Here is a 15,014-nt window from a genome sequence, read left to right on the forward strand (position 1 = left end):
TTAATCAAAGAGTCGAAAGGCTCTTTTCTTATAATTCTACCAATGGTCGGTTGAATTTATAACTATTTAATTTAATCTTAAGTTAGGAGGTGCGGTATGCATACAATAGACAATATTAAGTTCGGTGAATTTTTAATGCAATTGAGAAAAGAAAAGGGATATACTCAAAAAGATGTAGCTGAGAAGCTAGGAGTATCTGATAAAGCAGTTAGCAAGTGGGAGAGAGGGTTATCGTTTCCAGATATTACACTTTTAGACTCTCTTGCAACGGTATTAGGTGTCAGTTTAACAGAACTCTATCACAGCGAAAGAATAGATGAGGGAGCCCAATTAGGTAAAGATCAAGTTGATCTAATTATTGAAAGTTCAATACAAGCAGCAAATAACGAATTTTCTCAACAAAAACGATACCAAATGATTCGGACAAGAAGTTTCCTTGCATCGATAGTAGCCATGATATTGATTGTTTCATGGATGAATATCAATAACTATTTGCCGTCTTTTGGAAATCTAAACTCAGTGGGTGGAATTGAATTGGCAGCAGTTGTGATTTTAACTTATTTTACGTTCTTTGCAAAAACTAAATTACCTGTTTATTATGATCAAAATAATATAAATGTATATACCCACGGTGTTGTACGTTTGCATATTGCCGGTTTAAAACTAAACAACAATAATTGGCAACCTATTGTCCACGCTAATTGTATTTGTTTATCAATTTTAATTGTTATATTACCGATTATTTATACAATTTATTCTATGTTTACACCATTTTCTTATCAAACCATGGTAAGTATTGCAGTAGCACTTTTATTTGGATTGATGTTTTTACCTACATATATTGTTGGTAAAAAATACGCGTAGATTTATTTAAATTGGTGTTAAGCAATAGGAGTAGGAAGTTTGAATAAGGATATTGGATATGCTATACTCAAAGCATATAAATGTTCGGAGGTATTAAGTGAAAATACAAGAATCGGCAGAAAACTATTTAGAAACAATTTTAGTATTGCAAAAGAAAAATGAACATGTACGTTCAATTGATATTGCAAATGAAATGGGATTTTCTAAACCATCAATAAGTGAACAAATGAAAAAATTCAGAGAAAACGGATATATCAATGTTGATGGTAATGGATATATCACATTAACTGATAAAGGGATTGATGTAGCTGAGAAAGTATATGAACGTCATGAAATGATTGCTCAAGTTTTAATGGATTTGGGTGTTGATAAAGAAACAGCATATCAGGATTCATGTCGTATTGAACATGTGCTTAGTGACACAACATTTAGTTGTATTAAACAATACTACCTATCTAATAAAAAATAGAAGAGAAATCTTCTTTTTTTTCTATCATATGAGTTGTCGACAAGGAATGCACATGATATAAATAAAATGAATCATAGTCGAAGGTGATGATATGAAATCGGTAAAACAAATATTGAATTATTTAGAAACACAATCAAATTCTACAAGAATAAAAGTAAATCAAAAAAATGGAAATAAACTTCCACAATTTGGGGTGCCAATGCTGATACTAAGGAAATTGGCAAATGAATTAGGCAAAAATCAAGAATTAGCTTCTTCCTTATGGAATGAAAATAATCTAGATGCAAAGATGTTATCGGTGATGATAATGGATCCAAAAAAGTTAAATAAAAATAAAATTGAGTTGATAGCAAATGAAATAGAATTTTGTTATCTCATGGATGAATTTATCGATTATGTTGTATTCATGCGGGATGATCGCGATATTTATATGGAACAATGGATTAAAAGTTCAAATGATATTTTAGGGCGTGGAGGTTGGTACTTAGTTGTTAAAAGTATACTTAAAAATAATGTTGATGAGCAGAAAATTGATCGTTATTTGAATATTATAAAAGTGGAGCTTGGTAATACAACTATAAAAAAACAAGAGACAATGAATAGAGCGTTATGTGAGATTGGTATTAATTATCCAAAATACACAGGGCAGTGTTTAAAAATTGGTGAAGAATTAGGTGTATATAGAGATATAAAAGTCTCTAAAGGATGTACATCACCTTATGCAATAGATTGGATTCGTGTTGGATTAGAGAAGAAAGAAAAGGTAAAAACATGAGTGTAAATATATATTTTAATTTTGATGGTAATTGTGCTGAAGCGGTAAATTACTATGCTGATATTTTTAATGTGGAAGCCAATATAATGAAATTTGGTGAAATGTCTAGTAATCCAGGTTTTCCATTATCAGAGGAAGTTAAGAAAAGAGTTATTCATGCAAATATTAATATTGAAGGAAACAAACTAATGTTTTCTGATATTATGCCAGATATGGAATATATTGTTGGAAATAACTTGAGTATCATAATTAATACAAAGGATAAAGAAAAGCTAACTGACTGGTTTAATAAGTTAGCTCAAGATGGTTTTATTGTCATGCCATTAACAGAAACATTCTTTAGTGATTTATATGGATTTGTAAAAGATAAATACGGTGTTGGTTGGCAATTCAATTTAGAGAAAGAACTTTAGTTCTTTTCTTTTATTTTTGATAAACAATTGATAGAAAATGTCGCTAAAGAACAATTTGTTTTATTTTCATTATTAAAAAAACAAGAATCAATGTTAGCGTTATTTCCAGATAGAATATCAAGTTCACGATCACCTATCATAATTGTTTCTTTCTTATCTAAATTATACTTATCAATCAAATAGTTTATTCCATCAGGACTTGGTTTTCTCTCGAATCCATATTCTTTTGTAACACATTCAGTAAATAACGAGTGCATACTATATTGTTTTAGTATTTCAATTGTTGATTTATCACGATGAGTAAATATGAAATTACTTCCACCTTGGTTGATAATAAATTGAAGAGTACTTAAAGTATCTTCATAAGGTATGCATTTTTTGATTTCGATATCTTTTCTTATTTCATTAAAGCGGTTAACAACATCATCTGAGCAATTGTATTTATTTTGAATGTACTCAATAACGGTAGGAACGGATATTTTCATCAATGTTTCAATTGTTTTAGTATCTTCTTCTATATCTTTTTCTCTAAGTGCCATCATAAATGATTCAATCATTGCTGGATAACTGTTGAATAATGTGCCATCAAAATCCCATATAACATTTTTATATTTCATCAGAATACTCCTTGTTGTATTGTATATATCTTACTTATTTTAAATATCATTGTACATATACTTTTTATGTGTAGTAATATATTAGTAGTAATTATGGGATTGTAAATGGTTAATAATGATATAAAAGAGGAGATATAGTATGAATAAAAAAGTATGTGTTATTTCTACAAGTTTAAGAAAAGATGGTAATTCAGATTTGCTGGCAAAAGAGTTTTATAAAGGTGCAAAAGATGCTGGACATGATGTTGAAATGATTAGTTTAATTGATAAAACAATTCACTTTTGCAAAGGGTGTTTAGCGTGTCAAACTACAGGAAAATGTGCAATAAAAGATGATGCTAATGTAATAGAAAATATCGTATTAAAGAGTGATGTAGTAGTATTTGCTACTCCTATTTACTATTATGAAATGAGTGGGCAAATGAAGACACTATTAGATCGTATGAATGCAATGTTTTTAAAAGACTATAAATTTAGAGATATTTATTTCTTAGCCTCTGCTGCAGAAGAGGAAGTTACAGCAATGGATTATGCAATACAAGGATTAAAAGGTTGGGTAGAGTGTTATGAAAAGGCGGAACTAAAAGGAGTAGTAAAAGCTGTTGGTGTTACTGATATAGGTGACATTCAAAAACATTTTGAGTTTTTAGAAGAAGCTTACAAATTAGGAAAAACAATATAATAAAAAATGACCTTATATATTATTGTATAGGGTCATTTGATTGTTAATCTATATAATGAAATCATATAAATTAAATTGATACTTTGCATTTATTATTTAGAGAATAATTTATAAGTCTCTTCTACTGCCCAAATTTGATGCGGTAGAAATAGTTTTTTGCGTATCTCATCAAGTGTTAACCATACTAGATAATGGTCTAGTTCAGTTTTATCAGATACGACTGAACCAATTTCCATGTAATAAAAATATCCGATACCATGTAAATTTGTTTTAGTTTCTTCTATATAATGATAATAATCACCCTTGCAAACAAAGTCTTTAGGAGTAACACTTAATCCTGCTTCTTCTAAAGATTCCCTAATAATACATTCAAGATGACTTTCGTTGTTATCGATTCCACCTCCAAGTAAAAAATATCCATTTTCACCATTATATAAATGTGTCATTGTTACGGGGATTTTTCCATCTTTAGAAAAACCTATACCATAAGCTCCAATACGTTCTTTATATATTGTATTGTTTTTTTTGTTTCCAAATGATTTTTCCAACATTTTGTATCTCCTAACATATAAACGGTTTGATTGACATGATGTTTTCAACTAACCTTACTGAGGCATCTGTTTTTGAGTTTAGATTGTTAAAAGTATATTTGATATATTATTCTTCTAGTAAATCTAAAATATTCAAATTATTTGACCTACTGGTTTACCTGGATGTTATAAAGCCATTGCCATTTCAATTCTAACCTCGTGAAGTTTTGGATCGGAATTGGTATATGCATACAAATCAAAACCAATAATTTTAAAGCCATGTTTTTTCGTTACAGCTTTGCGTTTCCAAGACAACCATTCTAGCTTTACTTAATTTAGCTTCTTCAATTATTCGGTTGATTAATTTATCGCCCAATCCTTTCCGTCTATCTTGTTCTTTAAAAATGCAGATATTACTGATGCGATAGCGATTATTCCATTTTTCCAAAAAACCCTCTACAAAACCAAGAAGGATATCTTTATCAAAAGCTCCGTAGGCTATTGGGTTATCGAGCCATTGGTCAAAAAGGGTGGATTCAAATGATTGGGTTTTTATTTCATCAAATGACTTGTGCATAATAGTGAAAGTCTCATCTTGGACCTCGATTTCATAGTAGCCAGTTGTGGTGTATGTTGCTACAATTTTTTTACCTACATAATCCTCATTTTTTAGTTTCTCTATTTTCATCCTTGTACCCTCACTATTTTCAGTAAATGTAAACTATGCATAATATAAATAATACTACTCATATCTTATCATAAGATGATGAAAAAAATTTTGTAGTTAGCGTATATTATGCTCGCAATTGTTAGGTAGAAGAAATTGTTTTTACCATTTCAAATTGTTGGCATACTTCACAAAATCCAAGTGAATGGAGCAGTTTCAATACTTCCAAATAAACTACATCGATATTCTTAACTGTAATATTGTTGAATTTTGAAAGTAATTGTTCAATAACAAGTTTCAATTGATTGATATCCGTATACCCAAGCTGAATAATACGTCCATCTTCTTTTGAAAAAACAGAAAATGCACATATCGTATTATTATCTTGTGTAAAAGCAACTTCATAAAGATTCGGATTTATTTTTAATATATTAGTTGAATGTTCGTAGGATGGTTTGACATAATTACAGGGGCTTATTTTTTTTAGGTCAAAGTCAGTAAAGTTTATATACTTAACTTCTTTGTGCTCTATTTCTTCGTTATAATTAGATATACTAAGTATAGAAAATTCTCTTGTTACAGTAAAACCTTGCTTTCTATAGGAAGATATTGCTTTATCATTTTGTTGTAAAACTTCTAAGTAGTATTTTTCTATCTGGTGTTTTTGTAGTTCTTGTTCAGTAAATCTAAAAAGGGTGGTAAAAACTTTTTTTCCTCTGTGCTCAGGGATAACACCTGTGCCCACATCAAAAACAACAATTTGTTCATTATATATAGTAGAAGAATTGAAAATAAAGCCAATCATTTGATTTTCTACAAATGCACCATACGAAAGATTTTTATCTACTCCGCTTATTTCAAAATGAGTTTGCAGTTGTTTAGCGGTTAATTGTAGTTGTAAATAATAATCAGAAAAAGCAAGATTAAAACATTTTGCAATCTCACTATATGAGATGTTATTTAAAGATTTATAACTATACATAGCATTTAACCTTTCCTTTATATAAATGTCCTAATATAAGGTAAATCATAATTTTTTACATGAAATTAGAATTGGTTTTGGCGGAGAAAGAGGGATTCGAACCCTCGTATGCTTTCACATCTGCTGGTTTTCGAAACCAGTCCCTTCAGCCTCTTGGGTATTTCTCCAAATTTTATTGTGAATCATAGGATTTTGATAGCATTGGATGTTATCTATAATAACCAATATTCATATGCGCAAATATATGCCTTAAATGATCAATCCCTATTTTTACATGAGGTAGGTTTTAGAGGTTCTTATAGGGATTTTCTTATCAGTTAATTGAAATATACCTCATATATTATTATATTATCACAAAGCTTTAGAAATGGAAGAAATGTAAGAAAATGAAAAATGTAAAAAGTTTCATAAATATTTTATGAAAACTATTTCAAAGATTGTTGACTTTTACACAAAATAATCATAAAATTAAGGAACAAATCTTAATGATTTGATGGAGGGAAGAATATGAAAAAATTACTTATTGCGTTACTTGCATTAGTAATGGTTGCAGGATGCTCAAGTAAACCTACACCTTCTACACCTGATAACGGTGGTGAAGATGGGGCTATAACTTCAGCAGATTATACTTATGTATTTGCTACAGATATGCAATCTATGGACTATGTAGTAACACAAAACGCTGGGGATCATGAAATTAATGCAAACCTAGTAGACGGATTACTTGAAAATGATAATAAGGGTAACTACGTTCCAGCTTTAGCAGAAGATTGGTCAGCAAACGAAGACAGTACTGTTTGGACATTCAACATTAGACCTGGTGTTCAATGGGTTACAAGTACTGGTGAAGTTTATGATGAATTAAAAGCTCAAGACTTCGTAACAGGATTACGCCATGCTGCTGAGTTTAACTCACAAACAATTGGTCTAGTACAAACATCTATCAAAAACTTAGATGCTTATATTAATGGACAAGTTGCATGGGAAGAAGTAGGGGTTAAAGCCCTTGATGACTATACTCTAGAATATACTCTAGAAGCTCCAGAATCTTATTTTGATACAAAAACAACTTATTCAATCTTATTCCCAATCAACCAAGAATTCCTTGAAGCACAAGGAGAAGGTTGTAAATTAGGTGCTGCTGATGTTAACACATGTAGCTTTGGTAATGCAGCTAGTTACGATTCAATTCTTTATAATGGTGGATATATCTTAACTTCTAACGTTTCTAAATCAGAACAAAAATTAGTTAAGAATGAAAACTATTGGGATGCAGAACATGTATACATTCAAAATGTAACACGTGTTTATGATGATGGATCAGATCCAGCGTCAACAGTAAACGGTTTTGAAAATTCTGGTTATTCAGAAGCAGCTTTATTAGTAACTTCTGATAACTTCGATGCTACTTTAGATAAATATAAAGACTATGCATATAATGGTTTACAAAATACTTATACTTTCGGTATGAACTTTAATTTCAACCGTACAAACTATAACCATACAAGCAAAACAACAGATAAAGAAAAACAAGATGCTTATAACGCATTACAAAATACAGACTTCCGTTTAGCAATGAAGTTTGGTATGGACCGTGTTTCTTACATGGCTCAAGCAATGCGTAAAGATATCGCTGCTATGGCATTACGTAATATGGAATGTCCATATAACTTCGTATTAACAAGCGAAGGAAAACCTTATGGTGACTTAGTTGCTGCAAATACAACAACTACTGATAACTTAACAGAAGGTGCAGATCCATTCTACAATCCTGAAAAAGCAATGGAATACATGAAGAAAGCAGAAGCTGAACTTGATGTTACTTTCCCTATTAAGCTTGATATGTTAGTACAACAAAACGAAAAAACACTAGTTGCTCAAGCATCATCATTAAAACAATCAATTGAAGCATCATTACCAGGTTATGTTGAAATTAACGTAATCTTAGCTGATGAAGATACAGTAAGTAGATCATCATATACAGCAGTAGGACCAGAAGATACAGACTGGGATATCAGTACATCAACTGGTTGGGGTGCTGACTATATGGATCCAAAAACTTATTTAAACATTTGGTCTATTAAGAGTGGTGACGTTATTGAAACAACAATGGGTATTGCTAAAGCTGACAACCCTAGCTATGATGATGCTGCTAACCAAGCTGCAATCAAAGCAGTTGGTCTTGATAAATATCAAGAAATGTTAGATGCTGCTGACGCAATCGTTAATGATAACGATGCACGTTATGAAGCATATGCAAAAGCTGAAGCATTCTTAATTGATAATGCATTAGCGTTCCCAATTCAAACACAAACAAGAGCAGTTAACTACCATTTAGCTAAGTTCAATCCATTTGAACGTTCATATAGCATGGCTGGAATTTCTGTTTACAAATTCAAAAATTTAGTGGTTGGAGAAGAAGCAATTACACTTGCTGATTACACTGCTGCTAGAGAAGCTTGGATGAAATAGTTCCTAACTTACGAAATTTGTGTTAAAAATTCGTTGACTAACGAATGAAGCCCAAACTATAATCGATTAGGGGGATAATCTCCCCCTAATCAATTTTTTATGAATAGAGGAGGATGACTTATTGTGAAGAGATACATTTTTGGAAGAGTAATACGCTCGATTATCTCTATCTTTTTGGTCACCACAATTGCGATAGTTATGATTCAAACACTATTACCTCGTGATTTAGTGTTTAAAGTGGATCAAACTTATATCAAATTAGGTGGTAAAATTGATGAAAAAACAAGATACAAATATATAAAATGGGAGAGCATTGGCTATCTCGATTTTGTTGAGCAAAAAGATATGTGTAGTACTTTAGAAGGTTCTGAATTAACTAAATGTATGGAAGTTGGCTCAGCAGAGGCAACAAAGCTTGCAGATGAATACAAGGCTAAAGGATATACAATTGAGACCTATAAGGGCTCAGGTTTATATTATGCGTATAAAGATAAGCCGGTAACAACCATCGTTTTAGATTTCTATAAGAACCTTATAACAATAGACAATCCTTGGGCGGTAAAAGACTTAGATAACCCAGATTTAGAACGTAAAGTTTATATTGGATCTGATTTTAATGGTTTACCTGCAATTAAATGTTCAGGTTGCGAAAATAAATATTTATTCTATTTAGATTCTAATTTCCCTTTCTTACACCAAAATTTAATAGAATTAGATTTAGGAACTTCTTATCCTACATTTGATGGACAATCAATTATTGATGTTATATCAAGTGAACAAGGTACTGCAGTAAATAGAGAAGTTACTTTTGAAACTGGATCAACTGCAAAATCACCATTAGAATTACATAGTTGTAAGTATAAACCTACATCTACATTAGATCGTATGGATACTCAGAAATTCAATGATAACTATGCGAACTGTACTTCTTATAAGAGTGATCCATCTATGATGTCTATTTCTATGACATTTGGTATTCTATCACTTATTCTTGCATATTTAGTTTCATTGCCATTTGGAATTTTCATGGCAAGTAAAAAAGGTATGTTAGTTGATAAGATTGGTATTATTTACATCAACTTTATGATTGCTGTACCATCATTAGCGTTTATTTACTTTGGACGTTTAATTGGTACTACATTCTTTGGTTTGCCAGATAAATTCCCAGTATTAGGTTCTCATAATGTTATGAGTTACATATTACCACTAATTATTTTGGCTTTATTAAATACTTCAGGTTTAATGATTTGGATTCGTCGTTATATGATTGACCAATCAAGTGCTGACTATGTTAAGTTTGCACGTGCTAAAGGTTTATCTCAAAACGAAATTTTCATTAAGCATATTTTAAGAAATGCAATTATTCCAATTGCACAAGGGTTACCAGCTTCTATCGTATTAACGATAAGTGGTGCCGTTATTACTGAAACAGTATTTGCTATTCCTGGTATGGGTAAATTATTACCAGATGCAATTAAAGCTTATAACAACAGTTTGATTATTGCTTTAACATTAATATTCACTGCCGTGTCTATCTTTGCAGTATTGTTTGGTGACTTATTGATTACTTGGTTAGATCCTCGTATTCAATTGACTGAGAAAGAGGGAGGTGCAAAATAATGACTGATAATAAATTTTCGTTTGTAAGTATTGATGAATTAGAATCAGAACATATTGCTGCTCCTCAATATTCTTATTGGAAATCAGTTTTTAAGAAATTCTTTGCAAGTAAAGTAACAGTCTTCTTCTTAATAGTTTCTGTTATTGTTCTTGTATTAGCTATAGTTCAACCAATGATGAGTGGATATAGTCCTTCTCAACATATTAATATTAATGTTGCGGGTTCTAAATTTAATCCACCTAGCATGAATGAATGGTTTGGTACTGACTCATTTGGTGATAGTTTGTTTGACCAAGTTTGGTTAGGAGCTAGAACATCATTATTCATTGCTTTCTCTGCAACAGCTATTACTACAGTACTTGGTGTAATCGTTGGAGCATTCTGGGGATACTTAAAGAGCTTAGATAAAATTATGCTTGAAATCTATAATGTAATTGCGAATGTTCCTTTTACATTACTAGTATTTGTTCTTATGTATATCTTAGGACGTGGTACATCACAATTAATATTCTCTTTATCTGTTACATCGTGGTTAAATACAGCGTACTTCATTCGTGTTCAAGTTATGATTATTCGTGACCGTGAATACAATTTAGCAAGTCGTTGTTTAGGTACATCAACATGGAATATCGTTAAGAATAACGTTCTTCCATATTTGATTTCAGTAATCGTTACATCAGTTTCTAGAGATATTCCTTCTTTCATTTCGTTAGAAGTATTCTTATCTTATTTAGGAATTGGGGTTGGTGAGAAAACAGCTTCACTAGGTAAGACTATAAGTGATAATACTGTTTATTTAGCACAATCACCTCATACATTCTGGATTCCAGTTGCGGTGCTTGCAATGATTACAATTTCACTTTATGTAGTAGGACAAAATTTGGCAGATGCGTCTGATCCAAAGACACATATTTAGGAGGGATATTAAGATGGAAAAGAAAATCGTACTATCTGCTTCTGATATCGTGGTAAAGTTCAAGGTTCGTTCTAAAGAACTTACTGCAATTCGTAATGTATCACTTGAATTATATGAAGGTGAAACACTTGCAATTGTTGGTGAATCAGGAAGTGGAAAATCAGTATTAACTAAAACATTTACTGGTATGTTAGAAGTAAATGGTTCTGTAGCTAACGGTAAAATTATATTTGAAGATAGAAACTTACTAGAAATTAAGAATGATAAAGGATGGGAAGAAATTAGAGGTCGTAAGATCGCAACAGTATTCCAAGATCCTATGACATCTTTGAATCCAATTATTACTATTGGTAAGCAAATCACAGAAGTAATTGAAAAGCATCAAAAATTAACAAAAAGCGAAGCAAAAGCTGAAGCTATATTATTAATGGAAAAAGTTGGAATTCACAATGCGGCTCAACGTTTTGATGAATATCCATTCCAATATTCTGGTGGAATGCGTCAACGTATTGTTATTGCAATTGCGTTAGCATGTAAACCTAAAATTTTGATTTGTGATGAACCTACAACAGCATTAGATGTTACTATTCAAGCACAAATCATTCGTTTGATTCGCGATTTACAAAAAGAATACGGATTCACAACAATTTATATTACTCATGACTTAGGAGTTGTAGCAAATGTTGCTGATCGTGTTGCTGTTATGTATAGTGGACAAATTATTGAATATGGAACAGTTGAGGATATTTTCTATAATCCTAGACATCCATATACATGGGGACTATTGTCTTCACTTCCTCAACTTGGGTTAAAAGGTGAAGAATTATATGCTATTCCAGGTACACCACCTTCACTTTATGATCAAATTAAAGGTGATGCATTTGCAATGCGTAGTCCATATGCAATGAAAATTGATTTTGAAGAAGAACCACCAATGTTCTCAATTAGTAATACACACTTTGCGAAAACTTGGTTAGCTGATCCTCGTGCACCTAAGGTGACACCACCAGAACCAATTAGACAATTGCATGAGCGTATGTTGAAAGTAGCAGGTAAAACAAATGACTAATTCTAATGAGAAAATTTTAGAAGTAAAAGATTTAGCAGTTACTTTTACTCAAGGTAAGAAATCATTTACAGCAGTACAAAATGTTACATTCGATGTATACAAAGGTGAAACGTTCTCATTAGTTGGAGAATCTGGATCTGGTAAAACGACAATAGGTCGTGCTATCATCAAGATTAATCCGACAAGCGCAGGAGAAGTTTTATTCCATGGTAATAAAATTAATGGAAAATTAGATGACAAACTTAATCGTGAAGTTATTCGTAATATCCAAATGGTATTCCAAGATCCTGCAGCTTCATTAAATGAACGTGCAACTATTGATTATATCGTTTCTGAAGGTTTACATAACTTTCATTTATATGAAAATGAAGAAGATCGTAAGAAGAAAGTTCAACAAGCATTATCAAGTGTAGGGTTACTTCCTGAACATGCTTCTCGTTATCCTCATGAGTTCTCAGGTGGACAACGTCAACGTATCGGAATTGCTCGTGCTATGATTATGGAACCAGAAATTCTTATCGCTGATGAACCTATTTCAGCATTAGATGTTTCTATTCGTGCTCAAGTACTTAACTTACTAAAGAAATTCCAAGTTGAAAAAGGATTAACAATTTTATTTGTTGCTCATGACTTATCAGTAGTACGCTATATTTCAGATCGTATTGCAGTTATTCATAAAGGTAGAATTGTAGAGTTAGCTTCAACAGAAGAATTATTCTCTAATAGTCTTCATCCATATACAAAGAGTTTATTATCAGCAGTACCTTTGCCTGACCCAGTTATTGAAAAGGCTAAACAACTAGTTGTTTATGATGAAGCTGCTCATGATTACTCAGTGGATAAACCAGCTTTCCATGAAATCAAACCTGGACACTTTGTTTGGGCAAATGAAAAAGAACTAGCACAATACAAACTAGAACTTAAATAAACTAATAGCCAGTAGGAGGATATCCTACTGGCTATTTTTGAATTACAATAGTATTAAAGATTTAAATTATTAATATCATCATTCACATCTTCAATATCGTCTAAAGGATCACTATCTTTATCGGTATCTTCATATTCAACATTAATATCAATAACATTAGATTTTTTCTTTTTAAATAATCTTCTAAAATAACTTATTAAATAATAGTAGACAGGTATTGTGATAAAAATTACCCAACCTGGATGCCAAGCACCATAAGTAAATCCAACATAGAAGAAGATTGTTACTGCAAGCATTGAATAGTTGAAACAATAGAAGTTTTTCTTACGAATCGCTTTTGCAAAACTTGTATATACTGGGATTGTGAATAATAATAGCCATGCAGGATGCCACATTCCTTGGAAAACTCCTAAGTATAGAAATACTAGAAATACAATTACACCATAAGGAATAAAATCTAAAAATGTACGATGGTATTTAGTATAATCATGATCATCATCATAATCGTCTTCATTATGACTCCACCATTCTGCTTTATCTACTTTCTTGCCATTAACATACACGCCATCGTTGAATGCTTCAAAAGAATTTTCCTTCGAATGTCCATGAACACCTTTTTTGCCAATATGAACTTCATCATCATCTTTAGTAATAACGTGAATACCATCCCATGAAATATCTACAATTTCATCTTCATCTCTAACGTGGATACCATCCCAGCCAATATGAACACGTTGTTTTCTCTTGTCACTATCATTAAAATCAAAATATGTTTTTGAACTATTTTCTTGTTTGTTTTCTTCTTGCTTGTCTTCTTCTGGTTTAGGTTCTTCGTTATCAGTTCTTAACATTTCATCAAGTGAAATACCATATAGTTTTGCAAGAAGAATCAAGTTATCAGTATCAGGAGAAGACTCAGCTCTTTCCCATTTGCTAATTGCTTGTCTAGAAATCCCCAATTCTTGAGCAAGCTCCTCTTGCGAATAGCCGTGTTGTTTTCTTAACTCCACTAAGCGGTTTGCGATTTGTATATTCATGTTCTATTCTCCTTATTTATTCTTCTCATCATATTCAAAACTAATGTTAATCTTTTTAACTAATTGACCGTTTTTAAAAATACCATTCTTTGTTAATTCTAAATCATTGTTGGGACTATTAATGACAACACCTTCATCATTAATTTGAATATTCTTATCATTGTAACTAATTTCAATTCCAGATGAGTTAATGTGTAAGTTTCCATTAAAATGGGTATCATTTGGACAAGTTAGTAAATCATCTATACTACATTCGTATAATTTTGCCAAAGCGATCAAATGATCACTATTCGGTTTAGATGTTCCGCTTTCCCATTGTTTAACTTCTTCGATTGAAACATTAATCTTTTTAGCATATTCCTCTATACTTAAGTAATGACTTGTTCGTAATTGGATAAGTCTTTTTGATATATCTTTGCTCATACTATATTCTCCTTTAACTGTCTCCATTTTATCGAATATAGCCTGGTTGCCTCTACCAATTCTACTTTGAATTGACGCAACTATTAGTTTCATACGCTAATTATAGCGCATAATCAAACGATTTTATAAGAAAAATTAAAAAAGCAATCAACTGATTGCTTTAATAGAAAATGGTTAAAATAATGGCTATTAGTGATAAGATTAATCCAGCACCCAATAAAGAGTTAGTGTATTCTTTTCTTTCTTCTAATAATTGTCTTTTATATTCAGCGTAACCGCTCTTGGTTTGTCTATATCCAAATAGGTCAAAGTCTCCTTTAATATATAGCCATCTAAAGATGGCATAAAGTAAAGCGATACATCCAGTAATGGTTAAAGAGTTAATTATCCAAAGAAATGTAGGCCTATTGAAATAGCTTACTATTAAGGCAATAATAGCTGAAATAACGATATATATTACTGATTTTCGATTGAAATATTTATTCATGGTTTTTACCTCGCAATTGATAATATTCTAACATGTTCAAACACTAATGGAAAGAGCAATAA

At 31.3% G+C, this 15,014-nt stretch carries 17 protein-coding genes and 1 tRNA gene; 10 read left to right on the top strand and 8 right to left on the bottom strand.

Annotation, left to right across the window (positions count from 1 at the left end; translation table 11 throughout):
- Window positions 1–96 precede the first annotated feature (96 nt).
- The 4 genes from RR430_RS05775 (at window position 97) to RR430_RS05790 (ending at window position 2,521) form a co-directional block, all read left to right on the top strand.
- Window positions 97–864 carry a helix-turn-helix domain-containing protein gene (locus RR430_RS05775; RefSeq protein ID WP_332488395.1) on the top strand — a complete coding sequence of 256 codons (768 nt, stop codon included), beginning with the start codon at window positions 97–99 and terminating at the stop codon, window positions 862–864.
- A gap of 97 nt (window positions 865–961) precedes the next feature.
- Window positions 962–1,333 carry a metal-dependent transcriptional regulator gene (locus RR430_RS05780; protein WP_332488397.1) on the top strand — a complete coding sequence of 124 codons (372 nt, stop codon included), beginning with the start codon at window positions 962–964 and terminating at the stop codon, window positions 1,331–1,333.
- Window positions 1,334–1,424: 91 nt separating this feature from the next.
- Window positions 1,425–2,108 carry a DNA alkylation repair protein gene (locus RR430_RS05785; RefSeq protein WP_332508771.1) on the top strand — a complete coding sequence of 228 codons (684 nt, stop codon included), beginning with the start codon at window positions 1,425–1,427 and terminating at the stop codon, window positions 2,106–2,108.
- On the top strand, window positions 2,105–2,521 hold the full coding sequence (locus RR430_RS05790; protein ID WP_332488401.1) for a VOC family protein: 417 nt from the start codon (window positions 2,105–2,107) through the stop codon (window positions 2,519–2,521). The genes RR430_RS05785 and RR430_RS05790 overlap by 4 nt, the downstream gene beginning before the upstream one ends.
- Here the strand turns inward: RR430_RS05790 and RR430_RS05795 are convergent.
- Window positions 2,518–3,138 (bottom strand): HAD-IA family hydrolase, encoded by a 621-nt coding sequence (locus RR430_RS05795; RefSeq protein ID WP_332488403.1) that lies wholly within the window; start codon window positions 3,136–3,138, stop codon window positions 2,518–2,520. The two genes, RR430_RS05790 and RR430_RS05795, sit on opposite strands and share 4 nt — an antisense overlap.
- Before the next feature lie 139 nt (window positions 3,139–3,277).
- On the opposite strand from RR430_RS05795, the gene RR430_RS05800 reads away from it, so the two are divergent.
- Entirely contained in the window at window positions 3,278–3,820 is a 543-nt protein-coding gene (locus tag RR430_RS05800) for a flavodoxin family protein (protein ID WP_332488405.1), read from the top strand.
- Window positions 3,821–3,912: 92 nt separating this feature from the next.
- Here the strand turns inward: RR430_RS05800 and RR430_RS05805 are convergent, their stop codons facing one another.
- The 4 genes from RR430_RS05805 to RR430_RS05820 form a co-directional block, all read right to left on the bottom strand.
- Window positions 3,913–4,371, bottom strand: a complete 459-nt coding sequence (locus RR430_RS05805) for an NUDIX domain-containing protein (RefSeq protein WP_332488406.1) — start codon at window positions 4,369–4,371, stop codon at window positions 3,913–3,915.
- Between the two features lie 250 nt (window positions 4,372–4,621).
- Window positions 4,622–5,038, bottom strand: coding sequence for a GNAT family N-acetyltransferase (locus tag RR430_RS05810; protein WP_332488407.1), 417 nt, complete (start codon window positions 5,036–5,038; stop codon window positions 4,622–4,624).
- Between the two features lie 121 nt (window positions 5,039–5,159).
- A complete protein-coding gene (locus RR430_RS05815) occupies window positions 5,160–5,999 on the bottom strand; it encodes a GNAT family N-acetyltransferase (RefSeq protein ID WP_332488408.1) in 840 nt (279 codons plus the stop codon).
- Between the two features lie 78 nt (window positions 6,000–6,077).
- A tRNA-Ser gene (locus RR430_RS05820) sits at window positions 6,078–6,166 on the bottom strand.
- A gap of 340 nt (window positions 6,167–6,506) precedes the next feature.
- Here RR430_RS05820 and RR430_RS05825 point away from each other — a divergent pair.
- The 5 genes from RR430_RS05825 (at window position 6,507) to RR430_RS05845 (ending at window position 13,005) form a co-directional block, all read left to right on the top strand.
- The gene (locus tag RR430_RS05825) at window positions 6,507–8,471 is read left to right on the top strand and encodes a peptide ABC transporter substrate-binding protein (RefSeq protein ID WP_332508772.1); all 1,965 of its coding nucleotides are present in this window, start codon (window positions 6,507–6,509) and stop codon (window positions 8,469–8,471) included.
- A gap of 123 nt (window positions 8,472–8,594) precedes the next feature.
- Window positions 8,595–10,091, top strand: a complete 1,497-nt coding sequence (locus RR430_RS05830; RefSeq protein WP_332488781.1) for an ABC transporter permease — start codon at window positions 8,595–8,597, stop codon at window positions 10,089–10,091.
- A complete protein-coding gene (gene oppC, locus RR430_RS05835; protein ID WP_332488779.1) occupies window positions 10,091–11,008 on the top strand; it encodes an oligopeptide ABC transporter permease OppC in 918 nt (305 codons plus the stop codon). The genes RR430_RS05830 and oppC overlap by 1 nt, the downstream gene beginning before the upstream one ends.
- A gap of 13 nt (window positions 11,009–11,021) precedes the next feature.
- On the top strand, window positions 11,022–12,077 hold the full coding sequence (locus RR430_RS05840; RefSeq protein ID WP_332508773.1) for an ABC transporter ATP-binding protein: 1,056 nt from the start codon (window positions 11,022–11,024) through the stop codon (window positions 12,075–12,077).
- A complete protein-coding gene (locus RR430_RS05845; protein WP_332488775.1) occupies window positions 12,070–13,005 on the top strand; it encodes an ATP-binding cassette domain-containing protein in 936 nt (311 codons plus the stop codon). Before RR430_RS05840 ends, RR430_RS05845 begins: the two co-directional genes overlap by 8 nt.
- A gap of 53 nt (window positions 13,006–13,058) precedes the next feature.
- Here RR430_RS05845 and RR430_RS05850 read toward each other — a convergent pair whose 3' ends face one another.
- The 3 genes from RR430_RS05850 to RR430_RS05860 all read right to left on the bottom strand — a co-directional run bounded on the left by RR430_RS05850 (window position 13,059) and on the right by RR430_RS05860 (window position 14,952).
- Window positions 13,059–14,042, bottom strand: coding sequence for a helix-turn-helix domain-containing protein (locus RR430_RS05850; protein ID WP_332508774.1), 984 nt, complete (start codon window positions 14,040–14,042; stop codon window positions 13,059–13,061).
- Between the two features lie 12 nt (window positions 14,043–14,054).
- Window positions 14,055–14,465, bottom strand: coding sequence for a helix-turn-helix domain-containing protein (locus RR430_RS05855; protein ID WP_332508775.1), 411 nt, complete (start codon window positions 14,463–14,465; stop codon window positions 14,055–14,057).
- Window positions 14,466–14,625: 160 nt separating this feature from the next.
- Entirely contained in the window at window positions 14,626–14,952 is a 327-nt protein-coding gene (locus tag RR430_RS05860) for a DUF3899 domain-containing protein (protein ID WP_332508776.1), read from the bottom strand.
- Window positions 14,953–15,014 lie beyond the last annotated feature (62 nt).

The sequence above is a fragment of the Anaerorhabdus sp. genome (genome assembly GCF_036641015.1).
Lineage (GTDB): Bacteria > Bacillota_I > Bacilli_A > Erysipelotrichales > Erysipelotrichaceae > Anaerorhabdus.

What these genes read in the sequence shown, in the direction of transcription:
- RR430_RS05775 (WP_332488395.1), top strand. Translation starts at nt 97, where the DNA reads ATGCATACAATAGACAATATTAAGTTCGGTGAATTTTTAATGCAATTG.
- RR430_RS05785 (WP_332508771.1), top strand. Translation starts at nt 1,425, where the DNA reads ATGAAATCGGTAAAACAAATATTGAATTATTTAGAAACACAATCAAAT.
- RR430_RS05790 (WP_332488401.1), top strand. Translation starts at nt 2,105, where the DNA reads ATGAGTGTAAATATATATTTTAATTTTGATGGTAATTGTGCTGAAGCG.
- RR430_RS05795 (WP_332488403.1), bottom strand. Translation starts at nt 3,138, where the DNA reads ATGAAATATAAAAATGTTATATGGGATTTTGATGGCACATTATTCAAC.
- RR430_RS05800 (WP_332488405.1), top strand. Translation starts at nt 3,278, where the DNA reads ATGAATAAAAAAGTATGTGTTATTTCTACAAGTTTAAGAAAAGATGGT.
- RR430_RS05805 (WP_332488406.1), bottom strand. Translation starts at nt 4,371, where the DNA reads ATGTTGGAAAAATCATTTGGAAACAAAAAAAACAATACAATATATAAA.
- RR430_RS05810 (WP_332488407.1), bottom strand. Translation starts at nt 5,038, where the DNA reads ATGAAAATAGAGAAACTAAAAAATGAGGATTATGTAGGTAAAAAAATT.
- RR430_RS05815 (WP_332488408.1), bottom strand. Translation starts at nt 5,999, where the DNA reads ATGTATAGTTATAAATCTTTAAATAACATCTCATATAGTGAGATTGCA.
- RR430_RS05825 (WP_332508772.1), top strand. Translation starts at nt 6,507, where the DNA reads ATGAAAAAATTACTTATTGCGTTACTTGCATTAGTAATGGTTGCAGGA.
- oppC (WP_332488779.1), top strand. Translation starts at nt 10,091, where the DNA reads ATGACTGATAATAAATTTTCGTTTGTAAGTATTGATGAATTAGAATCA.
- RR430_RS05840 (WP_332508773.1), top strand. Translation starts at nt 11,022, where the DNA reads ATGGAAAAGAAAATCGTACTATCTGCTTCTGATATCGTGGTAAAGTTC.
- RR430_RS05845 (WP_332488775.1), top strand. Translation starts at nt 12,070, where the DNA reads ATGACTAATTCTAATGAGAAAATTTTAGAAGTAAAAGATTTAGCAGTT.
- RR430_RS05850 (WP_332508774.1), bottom strand. Translation starts at nt 14,042, where the DNA reads ATGAATATACAAATCGCAAACCGCTTAGTGGAGTTAAGAAAACAACAC.
- RR430_RS05855 (WP_332508775.1), bottom strand. Translation starts at nt 14,465, where the DNA reads ATGAGCAAAGATATATCAAAAAGACTTATCCAATTACGAACAAGTCAT.
- RR430_RS05860 (WP_332508776.1), bottom strand. Translation starts at nt 14,952, where the DNA reads ATGAATAAATATTTCAATCGAAAATCAGTAATATATATCGTTATTTCA.